The organism is Streptomyces sp. NPDC048825 (assembly GCF_043198355.1).
In the GTDB taxonomy this organism is placed as follows: Bacteria; Actinomycetota; Actinomycetes; order Streptomycetales; family Streptomycetaceae; genus Streptomyces; species Streptomyces xiangluensis.
The window spans coordinates 419545-436855 of sequence record NZ_JBICUR010000005.1; the positions used below are offsets into that span (position 1 = coordinate 419545).

Genomic DNA, 17311 nt, shown 5'->3' on the forward strand with positions numbered 1-17311 from the left:
ATCGTCGCGACTTCAACGGTGCGCCGTGTGCCGCCCCGTCCTACTTCGTACCCGCCTCATCCCGCCTCACGGGAGGCTCTCCCCGTCTTGACCGTGTCGACCCTGTCAGCCGCACTGCCTGGTGCCGCTCTGCGCATGACGCGCACGGCGGCCGGACGGCGTGCGCTGCAAGTGGGGTTGCTGGTGGGTGGGTTGTTCGTGCTCGGGATGCTGTGCGGGGCGCGGGCGGGTGCGGCGGACGGTGCGACTTCGGGTGTGACGGCGACGGGCGTCGTGCGGTCGGTGACGGGTTCGGCCGAGCGGGTTGTGACGGGGTCGGTCGGAGCGGTTGCGCGGGGCGCGGAGCAGTGGCGTGCGGAGCGGCCGGGTTCGGAGCAGCGGTCGGCGACTGCTGAAACCTCCAGGGCAGGAGCCGCCGGGGCTGAAACCTCCGGGGCTGCAACCCCAGGGGCTGACGGGTCTGGAGCCTCCGACGGCATCAGGCTCGACGGCATCGGGCTCGACGGCCTCGCCGGCCTCAGCGAAGCCGCGTCATCCGAAACCGAAGCCGCCCCCGGCGCCGCGTCGGGGTCCGGGGCCGCGTCGGGGTCCGGGGCCGGCTCGGAGCCCGGCGTCGAGAACCCGGTCCGCCCCCGCACCATCGCCCCCCTTGATCCCGTCCACGAGGTGACCGCCCCGGTGACCGACCCCGTGACCGACGGAGTCCACCGCGTCGTACACCCGGTCACCGAGCGAGTCGTGCGCCCGGTCACCGAGCAAGTCATACGGCCGGTCACCGATGGCGTCGTACGGCCCATAGGTGGCCTGGTGGAACAGGTCGTAGGCGGTGGCGTTGCCAAGCCCGAGGCGCCCGCCTCGCCATGGTGGCCGCCCCGGGCCGTACTCCCCGGACTTGAACTCCCCGCTCTCCCGCACCTGCCGGGACTGCCGGTTCTGCCGGGCGAGACGTTGCCGGTCGGTTCGCAGCCTCAGTTGCCCGGTGGGGCGGCGGACGAGAACGGGTCGGCCGGGCAGGACGCCGGAGAGAAGTCCGGCGACCGTTCCACGGGCGCGCCCGGGCCGAGGTTCAGCGGCGGCCACGTGACGCCCGACGCCGGTGCGAGCGACAACGACGAGGTTGCGCGGCACCCCGCGCAGCCGCCGGCGCACCAGGAGCACGAGGGTGCCCCGAGGGGTGCGCTCGGGCATGGTTCCGCGGCCGACAACGGTTCGCCGCGGCACGGCGACGCGCATGCCGTCGCGTTCAGCAACCGGGCTCAGCAGAAGCTGGTGCCCGGTATCGCCGCGGCGGTGACCGCGGCCGAGACCAGGGACAGATACCGGGACATTCCCGTTTTCCCCGGCTAGGGCAGCCCTTCCCGCGCTGACCTGCCGCGCGGGGGCGGAACAGGTCTGCCCGTCGTCCGGACATCCCTCCGATCTCCGGACACAGCCAACGGGATCCGGACCGGAGCCGCTGCCGACACCACCGGTCCTCAACTCCCCGGACCGGTAAGGGGATCGGCGCCGCATCCGACACCGGAAGCCCCCCACTCCCGAAGTCCTCAAGTCTCGGTATCCCGAAGGATCTGAAGCACGCATGCACAAGAACATTCGCCGTTCCATCGTCATCACCGCCGGGGTCACCGGCGCGTGGGCGCTCGGCTCAGCCGTCGCCGGCGCTGACGAACTGCCCAAGTCGACGGCCTCCGTACCCGACGCGTCCCTCTCCGTGGACGAGGCGACCGGCGACGCGGTCGACAGCCCCGTCGGCGAAGGGGTCGATGACGTCCTGCACGACGTCTCCGACGTCTCCGACACCACCTCAGACGCTGCCACCGTCACCGTCACGGACACGATCACCGGCATCACCGGCGCCCCGACCACCAAGGCGCAGAGCACGGCCTCACACACGACGGTCAAGGCGCACGACGCCGTCACCGGTGCCACCGCCAAGGCGAAGACAACCGCCTCCGCGAAGACGAACACGAAGGCGGCCGCCGGCGTAGCCGACCAGGCCCGCCAATACGTCGAGGCCGAGCTGCCCGCCCACGAGGTCGCCCGGGCGAAGGCCGCCGCGCAGGAGGCCAGGTCCGCGGCGGCGAACAAGGCGGCGAACGCTGTGTCCGACGCCGCCGGCCCCCAGGACGAGGTCGACTACCTCTTCGGCCCGCTGTCGACGTTCGCCCCGGAGCTCGAGCAGGCGCTCGCCGCCGCGCAGACCAGACTCGCGGCCACTGAGCGCACCGCGACGGGCGCACCGTCCGACGCCCGGGCCGCGGTCCGGCAGACGGTCGCCACCACCGACAGGACCGTCGCGTCCGTGGGCAGGACGGCCGCTCCCGTCGGCACCACGATCGACGCCACCCGCCAGACCGTGAACGGTGCCCCCGCCCAGGTCCAGGCCACCGTCACCTCCCTCCCCTCCACCATCCAGGGCATCCACGACACCGCCACCCCGGTCGTCGACGAGACCGCCGCCTCCGCCCTCCCGCCCCTCGCCGCCGACGCCGTCCACGGCGTCACGCCGGTCGCCGGTGAGGCGTTCGGCGGTGTCACACCCATAGCCGACCAGGCCGTTCACGACGTCACCCCTGTCGCCGGCCAAGCCGTCGGCGGGACAAAGGCGCTGGCGTACGGAGTCGTGGCCGACGCCCGGACGTACGCAGGTGGAGTCGCCCAAGGCACCACCCCGTACGCGCACGGCGTCGTCGGTGACGCGCAGACGTACGCGAACGGCGTTGTCGGCGACGTCCCCCCGTACGCCACCGGCCTCGTGGGCCAGGTCACCGAGGACGCCGCCGCCTCCGTTCTCCCGCCGGTCGCCCGTGCCGCCGTGGACGGTGTGGTGCCGGCTGCCGGGCAGGCCGTGGGTGACGCGGGCGTGCTGGCGGACGGTGTCGTCGGTGATGTGCGGCCCTTCGCGGACGGCGTCGTGGGTGACGTTCCGCCGGTCGCGTACGGCATGGTGGGCCAGACCGGCCCGTTCGCGCAGGGCGTCGTCGGGCAGGTGCCGCCGTTCGCCGAGGGCGTCGGCGGGGCCGTGCGGCCGGTCGTGGACACCGTCGTCGGCTACGCGCAGCCCGTCGCGCAGGGCGTCGGCGGCAGTGCCACGACGTTGGCGTACGGCGTCGCGGGCGATGTGCAGCCCTTCGCCTACGGCCTTGCCGGCGAGGTCTCCCCGTTCGCCGGCGGTGTCGCCGGACAGGCCGCGCCCCTCGCGCAGGACGTGACCGGAACCGTCGAGACGGCCGGTGGGCCGCTGGTCCACAACGCGGTCACCGGCGTCCAGGGCGCGGCCGAGTCCGTCACCCCGAACTACCTGCCGGGCGCCGCACACAGCGCCGCGTACGGCATCTGACCGGACCGCCGTACGCCCAGCCGTACGGCACCCGACCGACTCCGCGGGAACCAGCGCCGGGCAGCCGAAAACCATCGGCCGGCCGACCGAAATCCCGCGGACAGGGGCGGGTGGTCCCCAATGGGGTGGGGACCGTCCGCCCCGCAACCCCTGAGTGGCTGTTCGCGCGTTCCTCAGGGGCTGTTACAGGGGCCTCACCAGGCCAACCCCAGCCTGGTGAGGCCCTGATCAGACCCGCATCTGTGACCGTAATCACCGCTCAGGTGTGATCTGCGATTTACGACCCCGCCGTCAGCGGCGATAACCTGCGAGACGGACATGCCGCGTGCCGGCCACCGTGCCCACGCCCTCCTAGTGACCGCGCAGTCACGTTGCCCTCGCGGCACGCCCACGGAGACCAACGAACCGCGAGATACCTGATAGGGACGGACGCGCGTGGACCTGTTCGAGTACCAGGCGAGGGACCTCTTCGCCAAGCACGGTGTACCGGTGCTGGCCGGTGAAGTCATCGACACGCCTGAGGGGGCGCGCGCGGCGACCGAGCGTCTTGGCGGCAAGTCCGTCGTCAAGGCCCAGGTCAAGGTCGGCGGCCGGGGCAAGGCCGGCGGCGTGAAGCTGGCCGCCACCCCGGACGAGGCCGTCGCCCGCGCGACGGACATCCTCGGCATGGACATCAAGGGCCACACGGTCCACAAGGTGATGATCGCCGAGACGGCTCCCGAGATCCTCGAGGAGTACTACGTCTCGTACCTCCTCGACCGTACCAACCGCACCTTCCTCGCCATGGCGTCCGTACAGGGCGGCGTGGAGATCGAGGTCGTCGCGGAGGAGAACCCCGACGCCCTCGCGAAGGTGCCGGTCGACGCCAACGAGGGCGTCTCGATCGAGAAGGCCCGCGAGATCGTCGCCCAGGCGAAGTTCCCGGCCGAGGTCGCCGACCAGGTCGCCGACATCCTCGTGACGCTGTGGGACACCTTCATCAAGGAGGACGCCCTCCTCGTCGAGGTCAACCCGCTCGCCAAGGTCGCCTCCGGCAAGGTCATCGCCCTCGACGGCAAGGTCTCGCTCGACGAGAACGCCGACTTCCGCCAGCCGGAGCACGAGGCGCTGGAGGACAAGCAGGCGGCCGACCCGCTCGAGGCCGCCGCCAAGGCCAAGAACCTCAACTACGTCAAGCTCGACGGCGAGGTCGGCATCATCGGCAACGGCGCGGGCCTCGTCATGAGCACCCTCGACGTGGTCGCGTACGCCGGTGAGAACCACGGCGGCGTCAAGCCCGCCAACTTCCTCGACATCGGCGGCGGCGCCTCCGCCCAGGTCATGGCCAACGGCCTGGAGATCATCCTGGGCGACCCGGCCGTCAAGTCCGTCTTCGTCAACGTCTTCGGTGGCATCACCGCCTGTGACGAGGTCGCCAACGGCATCGTGCAGGCCCTGGCCCTGCTCGCCGAGAAGGGCGAAGAGGTCACCAAGCCGCTGGTCGTGCGCCTCGACGGCAACAACGCGGAGCTGGGCCGTCAGATCCTGTCGGACGCCAACCACCCGCTCGTTCAGCGCGTGGACACCATGGACGGCGCGGCCGACAAGGCCGCCGAACTCGCGGCTGCGAAGTAAGGAAGAGGGACTCAGACCACCATGGCTATCTTCCTCGACAAGGACAGCAAGGTCATCGTCCAGGGCATGACCGGTGCCACAGGCATGAAGCACACCAAGCTCATGCTGGCCGACGGCACGAACATCGTCGGCGGCGTGAACCCGCGCAAGGCCGGCACCTCCGTCGACATCGACGGCAACGAGATCCCGGTCTTCGGCACGGTCGCCGAGGCGATCGAGAAGACGGGCGCCAACGTCTCCGTCCTCTTCGTACCGCCGGCCTTCGCCAAGGCCGCCGTGGTCGAGGCCATCGACGCCGAGATCCCCCTCGCGGTCGTGATCACCGAGGGCATCGCGGTCCACGACTCCGCCGCGTTCTACGCGTACGCGGTGGAGAAGGGCAACAAGACGCGGATCATCGGCCCGAACTGCCCGGGTCTGATCACCCCCGGCCAGTCGAACGCCGGCATCATCCCGGGCGACATCACGAAGCCGGGCCGTATCGGCCTGGTCTCGAAGTCCGGCACGCTGACGTACCAGATGATGTACGAGCTCCGTGACATCGGCTTCTCCTCGGCCGTCGGCATCGGTGGCGACCCGGTCATCGGTACGACGCACATCGACGCGCTCGCCGCGTTCGAGGCCGACCCCGACACCGACCTGATCGTCATGATCGGTGAGATCGGCGGCGACGCCGAGGAGCGCGCGGCCGACTTCATCAAGGCCAACGTGTCGAAGCCGGTCGTCGGTTACGTCGCGGGCTTCACCGCGCCCGAGGGCAAGACGATGGGCCACGCCGGCGCCATCGTCTCCGGTTCCTCCGGTACGGCCGCGGCCAAGAAGGAAGCGCTCGAGGCCGCCGGTGTGAAGGTGGGCAAGACGCCCACGGAGACGGCGAAGCTGGCGCGCGCGATTCTCGCCGGCTGAGGTCTCTGCAGCTGAGCGGTTTCTTCAGCTGAACGTCGGGTGGGCTCGTATCCCTTGCCGGGATGCGGGCCCATCGCGCGTTTCCCGCAGCGTTGGCGGCTCAGTGGCTCTGGGGAATCAGTCTCTCGGGGCCGTTCGCCGATTCCGACTTCAGCTTCGCCCGTAGTTTCTGCTCTTTGTCCGAGAGGGTGCCGGGGACCGCTCGGGGCGGTACACCGTGGATCTTCTCGCCCGGCGGCACCGGAGGTTCGTAGTGGCTCGGGGCCGTTTTGACGGTGATGGCCGTGGCGGTGACAAGCAGGATGGTGAAGGCGATGGCCGCGCGGGTCCAGTGCTGGGCCCGACGTTCGCTGCTTATGCGGACTGTTACGGGTTTCGGGGCGGTCCGCAGGCGCTCCTTGTCCGCCAGTTTCATCAGCCTCGTCAGGCGGCGTCGTAGCTCCTGTGGATCCATCAGGTCAGGGAAGTGCTCGGCGATGGCCTGGCGTGCGTGCAGCAGGCGGTTCGCAGCCGCGACGGTGCTCGCCTCCGTCTCGGCCGCGGTCTCCGGCAGACCGATGCCGAGGCCGTCGTGGAGGAGCAGCGTGCGACGGTACGCGGGCGGAAGGCTCAGCAGTACGGAGAGCAGGCGGCGATCGCTCGGGGCGGCGGGCGGTGCGTCCGGGCGCCGTTGGCGAAGGCGCATCCGGTGCCAGGGCGACAGAGCGTATTCGTAGGCCACCGCCCGCACCCAGCCCGCCGGGTCCGGGTCGACCGCCACCTCCGGCCAGCGTTGCCAGGCCAGTTGGAACGCACGGTCCACGGACTCTCGCGCCAACTTGCGCCGCCCGGTGAGGAGATACGTCTGCCGTACGAGGCTCGGTTCGCAGAACGAGTAGAGCGCGTCGAAGGCTTGGGCGGGGGTCAGGGTGGGGGTGGAGAGCTCGGCCACGGGTTCGGCTTCGGCCACCGGCTCAGCCGCAGGTTCGGGTTCGGCCACCGGCTCGGGCTCGGGCTCGGGTTCGGGTTCGGGTTCAACCTCAGGCTTCGCATCGAGCGGAGCCAACTCCGCCAACAGCCGTGCGTACGCTTCCCGCCTGCGCCCCCGTGGCGTAGTGCGGCCGGTCTCCCAGGAGTGAACCGTCTTGGGGGTGACGCCCACCCTGGCGGCGACCTCGGCCTGGCTCAGGGAGCGGGCCTGGCGCAGACGGCGACGTTCCTTCGGGGGCGGCAGCGGGCTGGCGAAGCTTCTGGCAGGGCTTTGTGTCACTGGACGCCCCTCCAGACATAAAAGTGCATAAAACAGATTTTGAGCGACGCGTCCAGAGTTCGCCCATTACACCGGGAAAGTGTGTGTCGTTGGGAGTATGGCGGCGTGACTCACCCGACCCACTCGGCCTACTCGAGGCACCCGGCCCGCGTGGCCCGTCCGACCCACCTGACCGACCGCGGCCCGATGCCGTCGCACCCGCCCGCCCGGTCGCCTGCGCTGGTGGTCGGCCTCGTGGGCGGTGTTCTCGCGGCCGGGCTGGGGCTCGGCTCGTTCGCCGTCCTCGTGATGCTCCTGTGGATCAGTTCGCCCTACCCGGACAGCGGTCCCGACGGGGCGTTGCACATCGCCGCCGCTCTGTGGCTGCTGGCGCACGGCGCCGAGCTCGTCCGCACCGAGACCCTTTCCGGCGTACCCGCGCCAGTCGGCGTCACCCCGCTGCTCCTGGTCGCGCTGCCCGCGTGGCTGCTGCACCGGGCGGCGCGCGATGCGGCGGAGGGCGACGACGGGGGCGCGGTGCCTGCCGCCCGCAGCGCGTGGGGCGGTGTGGTCGCGGGCTATCTGGCGGTCGGCGTGGCAGTCGTGCTGTACGCCTCGGGCGGTACGTTCCGCCCGTCCTGGACGGTGGGCGTCGTGTGGCCGCCACTGTTCGTCGTGGCCGCGGCGGGGGCGGGGGTGTGGACGGCGTACGGGCGCCCTGGCGGGCCCCTGCCGCCGTTCGTCCGTCGTGCCCTTCCCAAGGGCGTACGCCGTCTCGTCGCGGGCGGCGTTCTCGCCCCCGCCGGGCGCGCGGCGGGGGCCGGGGCAGCGGTGCTCGTCGGGGGCGGGGCTCTGCTGGTGGGCGTTTCGCTGGTCTGGCACGGAGCGCCGGCCCGCGCCTCGTTCCTGGAGCTGACCGAAGCGTGGTCGGGTCGTTTCGCCGTACTCCTGCTGGCGCTGGCCCTGTTGCCGAACGCGGCGGTATGGGGCGCGGCGTTCGCACTCGGCCCGGGCTTCGCTCTTGGGGCCGGGCACGTGACGGATCCCCTGTCCTCGTCGCCCGCGCCTATGCTGCCGCCCTTCCCCCTGCTGACGGCGCTACCGGACGCGGGCCCTGGGACCTGGCTGAACTGGGCCGCGGCGATGGTGCCGCTGGTGGCGGGGGTGGCGGTGGCGTGGTTCGCGGTGGCGCCGGGGTTGCCGAGGGGTGAGGGCCGGGGGGACATGGGGGCGACGGCGCCCGCGCGTGGTGAGGCCTGGTCGTGCGGGCGGATCGCCGGAACCGTGACGCTCGCGGCGCTCCTGTGCGGGCTCGCCCTCGCGGTACTCGCCGCCCTGGCCGGTGGACCGCTCGGGGTGGCCGCACTCGCCGACTTCGGCCCCGTCTGGTGGCAGACGGGGCCTGCGGCGGCCGGGTGGATCGCGGGGGTCGGGGTGCCGGTGGCGGTGGGCTTGCGGGCGTGGCGTCTGCGCGAGCCGCGGGCACGGAAGATCTGGGGACGCGAACCGCAGGCGGGCGAGGCGTCGGCATCCGCGCCCGAGGCCGAGCCTCAGGCCGCATCGACGTCCCGGCCCACCTGGTCTTGGCCCACTTCGTCCTGGCCCACCTGGCTGAGGCTGCCCCGCCGGCGTCGCCGGGAGACGCCCACCGCCCCCGAGGACCCCGACTTCGAGCCGTACGACTTCCTGCCCGTCGACGTTGTCGACTCCTCGGACCCCTTCGCCTCGCTCCCTCAGGACGCCGTGCCCGGCGAGCGTGGACGGGCGCCGGGTCAGTAGGCCGCGTCCAGCCTCGCCCGCTGGTCCGGTGTCAGTCGCAGGTCCACCGCGGCCAGGTTCTCGTTCAGTTGGGCCACCGAGGAGCAGCCGACCAGGGGGATCGACGGGATGTCGGCGTCGATCAGCCAGGAGATGACCACCTGGTTGACGGTGGCGCCGGTTTCCTCGGCGACCGAACGGAGTGCGGCCAGGCGCGTGGGGGTGCCGGCATGGTCGAACTCGGGGCCGAGGGGCTTGTCCTCGCGGACGTAACTCCCCTTCAGCAGCGGGGAGTAGGCCACGAGTGTCAGCGAGGGCTCGGCGCGGAGATAACTGAGCAGGTCGCCGCCGGTCGCACCCTGGTCGCCGTCCGGCGAGAGCTGGCCAGGCAGGTCCGCGCGCCTGCGCAGATAGCTGTGCTGGTACTGGAGGATCTCGTATCCCGGCAGACCGGCCCCCGCGGCGAGGCTGCGGGCCCGCTCCAGGCGCCACGTCCAGTGGTTGCTCGCTCCGAGGAGGCCGACGGTGCCCTCGGCGACGAGATCCGCTAAGGCCTCGACGGTCTCTCCCAGAGGCACGGTCGGGTCCTCGATGTGGGCGTACAGGAGATCCAGTTTCGGTACGCCGAGCCGTTCGCGGCTGCCCTCCGCCGCCGCGCGGATGGCCTTGGCGGACAGGCCCTCGGGGTTGTCGATATAGCTGTTGCCGGGGGCGAGCGGGCGTGCGCCCAGCTTCGTCGCGATGACGATCTCGTCTCCGATGCCGCGGCTGCGACGCCAGCGGCCCAGCAGAGCCTCGCTCTCGCCGCCCTGCGTGCCGTTGATCCAGAACGCGTAGTTGTCGGAGGTGTCGATGAAGGTGCCGCCCGCCTCGACGTAGCGGTCGAGGATGGCGAACGAGGTCTCCTCGTCGGTGACGGTGCCGAACAGCATCGCGCCGAGGCTGAGGACGCTCACCTCGCGGCGGGTCTTCGGGTCCGAACCGATCGTGCGGTAGCGCATGCGGGTGTCCTCCCCTTCCGGCCCGCCGAATGGCGGGGCGTTGAGCGGGAGTATGCAAGTTGAAGCGCTCTCCAAGTCAACGGTGGCCTCCGGCGGTTGAGCAGGGGCGCCTACCCAGGGGTGGTGGGTTCGGTTCGCTGGCGACTGCGGGTCCGTCGTGGCTTGTCGCGCCCCCCGGCGGAGCCGCTGATGTCACAGCCCCGCGCCCCCTAAAAGCAAAAGCCTGCGACTCCCCCGGGCCCTGAAAGCCCGCACCCCCGACTACCCGCGCCCTCCCACCGGCGGGAGGGGACGTGGGCCGGTGCGTCGTATGCCCGTCGCGTAGGTTCTGTCTCAGGCCGCCTGCGCCCTGTGTCAGCAAAGGGCCGTATGCCCTGTTGGCGACGGGCTGACGCACCGGCCCGCGGCCCCGACCCACCACGCACCCAGGGGCGCGAGGAACTGCGCGAGCAACCACCCACCCACCCGCACCCAAAACACAACCAAAGGATGAGGGCGGAGTCAGCTCCGCGACCCCAGCAACCCCCGCAACTCCTCCGGCAGGAGCTTGTCGCAGGACTGCCTCGCCGTGTTGGTCAGGGAGTCGTTCACGCACGTGTAGTAATCGCGGTACACCAGCTGCGCCGTAAAGCCCGCCGCGACCATGGCGAGGGCCAGCGACGCGGTGACCAGGCCGCTGATCGCCGCCGTGGTCTGGGGGCGGGCGCCGGAGCCGGGCGGGGGAGCCGGGGTGTCCGGGTCCGCGGTGCGGGGCTTGGCGCGCAGAGTGCTGATGCCCCAGTACAGGGCCAGCGCGCCGAGCAGCAGTGCTACGTACGGCCAGCTGAAGAGCGCGAAGAAGAAGGCCCATATGCCCGAGAGCAGGGCATAGCGGGCGCGGCGCTGGGTCGGGTCCGTCGGGTCCCAGCGCAGACCGGTGTTGGGGCCGCCGGATCCCTCCGGGCTGCCCTGCCCGCCGGGACCGCCCGAGGGGCCGGGCCGGTCACCGAAACCGCCGCCCTGCGCAGGCCCCGGCTGCCGGTCGCTCCACTGGCTGCCCCAGGGAGAGTGCCCGCCGTTGCCGCCCTGCCCCTCGTCCGACCCCTGCCCGTCCGCGGGCCGGCGCGGCTGCCACGGCCGGTCGGGGGCACCCTCCGGCGGAGGCGCGAACGGGTTGTCGTCCGCGGGCGGCGGGGCTCCCTGCCCGCCCTGCGGCGACGAGTCCCCGCCCGGGTTCCCGTCACCGGAGGCACCGGAGGCACCGGAGGCGTCCGAGGGTCGCGTCGAGTCGCTCCCCACCCCCTCGCCCTCACGCGGCGGAGTGGCCGACGAGGACGAGTGCCGCTCCCGTAGCAGCAGCCCTTCGCGCCCGCCCCCCTGCGCAGGCGTGACCCCGGACGGCCGGTCGGACGCGAACGACGGGAAGGACGGGTCGAACGCACCCCGCCCCCCTCCCTCCGCGACCCCCGAAGGGCCGGACACGAGGGAGGGGAGGAGTGGGAGGAGTCGGAGGCTGCGGTCCGGCATCAGGTGTGCGTCTTCCCCTTGGCGAATCAGGCTGGCGAATCAGGTCTGCGAATCGGGTTGTGGAGCAAAATCGATGGGTCGCGCTGGTCGAGAGGGTGGTGAAGCAGGCGGCGGGCGTCATGCCCGAGTTTCGTCCCCGCCCCTGGACAACGACCCATGCGTCGGAGGCGTTCCCCCCACGCGGTCCTTGTTCCCCGGCGGATCCTTCCCAGACGCTACCTTCCGGCCACGCCCCCGTCCCAAGAGGGCCGATCGCTGTGCCGGTATCGTTGCTGACGGTCGGCCGCTTCGTAGACTTCCCCGTATCAGGGGGCGTGAAGCATTCGTACGACCCTACAAACGCTCTCCCGAGAAAGGGCCCCGCCGTGGCCGCCAATCCCGTGGCCAAGCGCCTCGTCGTGCTGGTCTCCGGATCAGGTACGAACCTGCAGGCTCTCCTCGACGCGATCGCCATGCAGGGGCGGGCCGTCTACGGGGCCGAGATCGTCGCGGTCGGCGCCGACCGTACGGACATCGAGGGCCTCGCACGTGCCGAGCGCGCGGGCCTGCCCACCTTCGTGTGCCGTGTGAAGGACCACGCGACCAGGGAGGAGTGGGACAGTGCGCTGACCGAGGCCACGGCGGCGTACGAGCCGGATCTGGTCGTCTCGGCCGGGTTCATGAAGATCGTTGGCAAAGAGTTCCTGGCCCGCTTCGGTGGCCAGTTCGTGAACACCCACCCCGCGCTGCTGCCCAGCTTCCCGGGAGCGCACGGTGTCCGCGACGCCCTCGCGTACGGCGTGAAGGTCACCGGCTGCACCGTCCACTTCGTCGACGACGGCGTCGACACCGGCCCGATCATCGCTCAGGGCGTGGTCGAGGTCCGGGACGAGGACTACGAGGACGAAGGTGCCGCTCTCCATGAGCGCATCAAGGAAGTCGAACGAAGGCTGCTCGTCGATGTCGTGGGGCGGCTCGCCCGTCACGGCTATCGCATCGAGGGACGAAAGGTAGTTATCCCGTGACCGCCGAAGTGACCACGGAAGGCACACAGCGCCCGATCAAGCGTGCGCTCATCAGCGTCTACGACAAGACCGGGCTCGAAGACCTCGCCCGCGGGCTGCACGAGGCCGGGGTCGCACTCGTCTCCACCGGCTCGACCGCCGGCAGGATCGCCGCCGCCGGCGTCCCGGTCACCAAGGTCGAGGAACTCACCGGGTTCCCCGAGTGCCTCGACGGCCGGGTCAAGACGCTGCACCCGCGCGTGCACGCCGGGATCCTCGCCGATCTGCGGCTCGAGGACCATCGCAACCAGCTGACCGAGCTGGGCGTGGAGCCCTTCGATCTCGTCGTGGTGAACCTCTACCCCTTCACCGAGACCGTCGCCTCGGGCGCCTCGCCCGACGAGTGCGTCGAGCAGATCGACATCGGCGGGCCCTCCATGGTCCGGGCCGCCGCCAAGAACCACCCCTCGGTCGCGGTCGTCGTCAGCCCCGACCGCTACGGCGACGTCCTCAAGGCGGTCGCGGACGGTGGCTTCGACCTCACCGCGCGCAAGCGGCTCGCGGCGGAGGCGTTCCGGCACACCGCCGAGTACGACGTGGCGGTCGCGGGCTGGTTCGCCGGTGACTACGCGGGTGACGGCGGGGAGTTCCCGGGCTTCATCGGCGTCACGTACGAGCGCAAGAACGTGCTGCGGTACGGCGAGAACCCGCACCAGCCCGCCGCCCTGTACACCGGAGGCTGCGGCGGTCTCGCCGAGGCGGAGCAGTTGCACGGCAAGGAGATGTCGTACAACAACTACACGGACACCGACGCCGCGCGCCGGGCCGCATACGACCACAGCGAGCCCTGCGTCGCGATCATCAAGCACGCCAACCCGTGCGGCATCGCGATCGGTGCCGATGTCGCCGAGGCGCATCGCAAGGCCCACGCCTGCGACCCGCTGTCCGCCTTCGGTGGCGTCATCGCCGTCAACCGTCCGGTGTCCGTGGCGATGGCCGAGCAGGTCGCCGAGATCTTCACCGAGGTCATCGTGGCCCCGGACTACGAGGACGGCGCGGTCGAGATCCTCGCCCGCAAGAAGAACATCCGCGTCCTCCGCTGCCCCGAAGGACCGCAGCCCCCGGCCGAGTTCAAGCCGATCGACGGCGGCGGTCTCGCCCAGATCACGGACGTACTCCAGGCCGAGGGCGACGCCCCGGCCAACTGGACGCTCGCGACCGGCGAGGCCCTGTCCGCCGACGAGCTGGCGGACCTCGCCTTCGCCTGGCGGGCCTGCCGGGCCGTGAAGTCCAACGCCATCCTGCTCGCCAAGGACGGGGCTTCGGTCGGGGTCGGGATGGGGCAGGTGAACCGGGTCGACTCCTGCAAACTGGCCGTTGAGCGCGCCGGGGCCGAGCGGGCACGTGACTCGTATGTCGCGTCGGACGCGTTCTTCCCGTTCCCCGACAACATCGACGTCCTGAGCGCCGCCGGCGTCAAGGCCATCGTCCAGCCGGGCGGTTCGGTTCGTGACGAGCAGGTCGTGGAGGCCGCGCAGAAGGCGGGCATCACGATGTACTTCACGGGGACGCGGCACTTCTTCCACTGACACCGACTGGAAGCGCGAACGGCCCGCCGGTGGTCCACCGGCGGGCCGTTGTCGTCTGCCGTTACGTCTTCTACGTCCTACTGCGCAGCGCCGCCCACGTGTTGGGCCCCACGTCGCCGTCGACGCTCAGTCCCTTGTCGCCCTGGAACCGCTTGACCGCCCTCAAGGTGTCCTGGCCGAACTGGCCGTCCACCCCTGCAGCCCCGACGCCGTATCCGCGTTTGGTGAGCATGCACTGCACCTGCACCACCCGCTGGTTCTTGTCGCCGAGCTGCGTGAGCTGGGTGCCGGAGTAGTACGTGCACTGGGAGAGCCACGGCGGAGTGGCCGGCTCGGCCGTGCTCTTCGTCGGGGAGGGGCCCGGGGTGGTGCCGCCACCGCTCCCGCCGCCGTTCCCACCGGACGGCGTGGGCGTCGGGGTCACCGTGGGCTTGGTGTCCTCAGCACCGCCCGCGCCGCCTCCGGCCGTGGATCCGGCTCCGCCTCCTCCGGAGGAGGCGTCCTCCGCGTCCTTGTCCTCCTCGCCGCTCCCGTCATCCTTCTCCTTGGTGGGGGAGGGGGAGGGTTCGGCGGAACCGGGCAGTGGTGCCCTCGCCTTGTCATCGGGCGTGCTGGTCTCGGATGCAGTCGGCGACGAAGAGGCCGCCGTGTCCTCGGTGGCCGGCCGGGTGAGCAGGAAGGCGCTCACGACGACGGCACACACGGCGAGCACCGCGGTGACGGCGAAGTACACCTTCTTGCGACCGCCACCGCGACCGCCGGCCGGAAGGTGACTGTGGGTCGGTCCCGTCTGCGGTACGCCGACCGGGGGCGGACCGAACTGCCCCGGCGGCGTCGGTGCACCGTACGCACCAGGCGGTGTCTGTGCTCCCGCCCCGTACGCGCCTGGGGGAGTTTGCGCCCCGGGCCCGTACGCCCCCGGTGGCGTAGCCGGCCCGAACGCCGGCCCCGGAGCAGGAGCAGCCACCCGCTGTGTAGGCGTGCGTGAGTGACCGGTCTGCTGCACGGAGGCGTGCCGCAGCACCTCGCAGGCCTGGCGGCGGTCGAGGAGCCGGGAGACGAGCGGCGCCTGCCAAGGGGGCGCCGTGGAGCTGCTGTCGCCGTACGCCTCGGCCGCTTCGATCAGCTCCTGCGGGCTCGGCCGTCCGGCGGGATCCTTGGTCAGGCAGGTGTCGAGCAGGTCGGCCAACGAGGCGTCCATGGCCTCGAGTTCGCGCATGACCTCCGCATTGGGCTCCTCGTACGCCACCCGGTGCAGTACGTCCACTCCGGTGCCGTCGCCGAACGGGGCGTGCCCGGTGGTGGCGTACACGAGCGTGCCCGCGAGCGAGAACACGTCCGAGGCGGTGTCGCAGCGGCCCTCCCTGAGGTACTCGGGCGACATGAAGGAGGGGGTGCCGACCCTGTTGCCGGTGCCGGTGATCGCGCTGGCGTCCACGGCCTGCGAGATGCCGAAGTCGATGACGTGGGCGCCCTGTTCGGACAGGATCACGTTGGACGGCTTGAGGTCCCGGTGTACGACCCCTTCGGCGGACAGCGCCGACAGGGCCCGGCCGAGCTCCGCCACGAGCCGCCAGGCGCCGGCCGGTTCCAGTACGCCGCATTCCTTGACGGCGTCCGAAAGGCTGAGGCCGGGCAGATACTGCGTGGCCATCCACAGCAGCTCGTCCTGGAACCCGGTACTCAGCAGCTCCGGCGCGTGCGGCGGTCCGACCCGGGCGTGCACGGCCGCCTCACGCTCGAACCGCCGCCGGAAGTCGGCGTCCTCGGCGTACTCGGGCCTGATCACCTTGACCGCGGCGAGCCCCGGCCCGTCGTCGACGGGCCGCGCCAGATAGACCCGGCCCATCCCGCCGCTGCCGAGCCGCCCCAGCGGTACGTACGGGCCGATCTGCCCCGGATCCGAGGGCTGCAGCGGGGTGGCGCCGACCTGCCCCAGCGCGGCGTTCCCGGTCGCCGGCGAATACGGCGACTCGGGCCGCTGGTCTGACATGGGTCCCCCCGATGCGCTGTTCTTCCACAGCCGGTCTTACGCAAATGGCTGGTTCGTCACCCCAGTTGACACGAGGCTATCGCGGCCTCGTGTGTCCCGCCGTCGTCTCAGGCCAACGGCGGCTGTGCATCGAGCCGTTGCCGCAGTAACTCTGCGGCGGTACGGCCGGAGCCTGGCGCGGTTGGGCAGGGAACCGCCCGCTGCCGTACGACTGAGCGGCCGGTTGGGTACGGGCGAACCGGTGGTGCCGGGGGTTCCGGCGGCGCGCCGACGGGCGCCGCCGCCGGAGACGGCCGCGGCGCCGATCATCAGGCCGACGCCGGCGAGGGCATCGACTCATCCCTCATTCGTTCTCGTTCTGCTGCCTGACGTACCTGCGGGGTGTTACGGAAGGGTCCCGCAGACGCCGTCGTGGGCCCGCCACCTCAGCTTGTCGCGGGTCAGGGGGCCATACACACCGTCGTCTTCGAGGTCCAGGCGCCGCTGCACGATCTCCAGCTGCGTTTCGGTGATCTCCCCGAAGTGGCCGTCGACTTCCACCGTGCTCCGCCCGTGGCAGTAACGCAGCGAGCGCTGGATCGCCTTCACATGCGAACCGGAGGCTCCCCGGGCGGTGATGCAGTCCCGGTTCGCGTTGTAGGCGGGGATCTGGGCCAGGCTGTGGTCGCCGCCGCTGATGAAGTCGCCCTGTGTGGTGTTGCACCAACTCGCCGCCGCGGCCGGAGTCGCCGTGGCGACCACACCCAGCCCGGACAGCAGCATCATTCCCGCGACTACGCTCGCCTTGGCGCGTACTGTGCGGATCCTCTTCATACGTCACTCTCCCCGTTGGCTGTGAATGGGATTGGGCTGGAGGGCTCGGCGCTCACGCGAGAGCGCGGGGCGGTGCTCAGAACGACCCACAGCCCTGGTAGCTGCCGTCCAGCTTCTTGTAACGCGGCCACTTCAACGCGTCGCGGGTGTTGGGACCGTAGATCCCGTCCTGCTCGGTACCGGCCTTGCCCTGCGCGGCCCACAGGGCCGAGTAGGTCTTCGGGCCGAAGATCCCGTCGACATCCCTCTCCGATTCCAGGCCCACGTCGTAGCAGTCCTTCAACGCCCGCTGCAGCGCCTTGACGTGGTTGCCGCTGGCGCCCTGGGCCATGGTGCAGTTGGTGCTGGTCCCGTTGGCCGGAACGAAGATGTGGTTGTAGGTGCCCTTCATGATCGACTTGCCGGTGTTGCAGTAGCCGGCAGCCGCCGCCGGAGAGGCCGTAGCGGCCACGCCCAGTCCGGCGACCAGCATGAGCCCGGCCGTGACACCCGCCCTGGTGCGCAGCGTGTGAACCTTCTTCATGAGTTGCTCCCCCTTGTTCTCGGTGTGCGTGGGCGTTTCAGTCGCACCTGCACGCGA

13 protein-coding genes are annotated in these 17311 nt (G+C 71.3%); 7 read left to right on the plus strand and 6 right to left on the minus strand.

From position 1 onward, the window contains the following. Nucleotides 1-93: 93 nt before the first annotated feature. The 4 genes from ACGFNK_RS15875 (at nt 94) to sucD (ending at nt 5860) form a co-directional block, all read left to right on the plus strand. Complete coding sequence (locus tag ACGFNK_RS15875; RefSeq protein WP_393416104.1) at nt 94-1347, plus strand: hypothetical protein; 1254 nt, start codon at nt 94-96, stop codon at nt 1345-1347. A gap of 232 nt (nt 1348-1579) precedes the next feature. Continuing rightward, nucleotides 1580-3340 carry a hypothetical protein gene (locus ACGFNK_RS15880; RefSeq protein ID WP_393416106.1) on the plus strand — a complete coding sequence of 587 codons (1761 nt, stop codon included), beginning with the start codon at nt 1580-1582 and terminating at the stop codon, nt 3338-3340. Nucleotides 3341-3775: 435 nt separating this feature from the next. After that, nucleotides 3776-4954: an ADP-forming succinate--CoA ligase subunit beta gene (gene sucC, locus ACGFNK_RS15885; RefSeq protein ID WP_386351318.1), complete on the plus strand. Its 1179-nt coding sequence runs from the start codon at nt 3776-3778 to the stop codon at nt 4952-4954. Between the two features lie 21 nt (nt 4955-4975). Then, nucleotides 4976-5860 (plus strand): succinate--CoA ligase subunit alpha, encoded by an 885-nt coding sequence (sucD, locus tag ACGFNK_RS15890; protein ID WP_033329097.1) that lies wholly within the window; start codon nt 4976-4978, stop codon nt 5858-5860. Between the two features lie 100 nt (nt 5861-5960). On the opposite strand, the gene ACGFNK_RS15895 is transcribed toward sucD, so the two are convergent. Then, the gene (locus ACGFNK_RS15895; RefSeq protein WP_393416108.1) at nt 5961-7109 is read right to left on the minus strand and encodes a helix-turn-helix domain-containing protein; all 1149 of its coding nucleotides are present in this window, start codon (nt 7107-7109) and stop codon (nt 5961-5963) included. A gap of 105 nt (nt 7110-7214) precedes the next feature. Between ACGFNK_RS15895 and ACGFNK_RS15900 the strand changes: the two genes are divergently transcribed. Beyond that, nucleotides 7215-8867 carry a DUF6350 family protein gene (locus ACGFNK_RS15900; protein ID WP_393416110.1) on the plus strand — a complete coding sequence of 551 codons (1653 nt, stop codon included), beginning with the start codon at nt 7215-7217 and terminating at the stop codon, nt 8865-8867. Here the strand turns inward: ACGFNK_RS15900 and ACGFNK_RS15905 are convergent. Both ACGFNK_RS15905 and ACGFNK_RS15910 read right to left on the minus strand, forming a co-directional pair. After that, the gene (locus tag ACGFNK_RS15905; protein WP_393416112.1) at nt 8861-9847 is read right to left on the minus strand and encodes an aldo/keto reductase; all 987 of its coding nucleotides are present in this window, start codon (nt 9845-9847) and stop codon (nt 8861-8863) included. The two genes, ACGFNK_RS15900 and ACGFNK_RS15905, sit on opposite strands and share 7 nt — an antisense overlap. Before the next feature lie 501 nt (nt 9848-10348). Next, nucleotides 10349-11353, minus strand: coding sequence for a hypothetical protein (locus ACGFNK_RS15910; protein WP_393416114.1), 1005 nt, complete (start codon nt 11351-11353; stop codon nt 10349-10351). A 365-nt stretch (nt 11354-11718) separates the two neighbouring features. Here ACGFNK_RS15910 and purN point away from each other — a divergent pair, with 365 nt between their 5' ends. Together purN and purH are read left to right on the plus strand one after the other, a co-directional pair. Continuing rightward, complete coding sequence (purN, locus tag ACGFNK_RS15915) at nt 11719-12357, plus strand: phosphoribosylglycinamide formyltransferase (RefSeq protein ID WP_393416116.1); 639 nt, start codon at nt 11719-11721, stop codon at nt 12355-12357. Then, nucleotides 12354-13925: a bifunctional phosphoribosylaminoimidazolecarboxamide formyltransferase/IMP cyclohydrolase gene (gene purH / locus ACGFNK_RS15920; RefSeq protein ID WP_393416118.1), complete on the plus strand. Its 1572-nt coding sequence runs from the start codon at nt 12354-12356 to the stop codon at nt 13923-13925. The genes purN and purH overlap by 4 nt, the downstream gene beginning before the upstream one ends. A 70-nt stretch (nt 13926-13995) precedes the next feature. On the opposite strand, the gene ACGFNK_RS15925 is transcribed toward purH, so the two are convergent. The 3 genes from ACGFNK_RS15925 to ACGFNK_RS15935 form a co-directional block, all read right to left on the minus strand. Next, nucleotides 13996-15918 (minus strand): protein kinase, encoded by a 1923-nt coding sequence (locus tag ACGFNK_RS15925; RefSeq protein WP_393416120.1) that lies wholly within the window; start codon nt 15916-15918, stop codon nt 13996-13998. Between the two features lie 384 nt (nt 15919-16302). Further along, entirely contained in the window at nt 16303-16731 is a 429-nt protein-coding gene (locus tag ACGFNK_RS15930) for a peptidoglycan-binding protein (protein WP_393416122.1), read from the minus strand. Nucleotides 16732-16807: 76 nt separating this feature from the next. After that, the gene (locus ACGFNK_RS15935; protein WP_393416124.1) at nt 16808-17254 is read right to left on the minus strand and encodes a peptidoglycan-binding protein; all 447 of its coding nucleotides are present in this window, start codon (nt 17252-17254) and stop codon (nt 16808-16810) included. Nucleotides 17255-17311 lie beyond the last annotated feature (57 nt).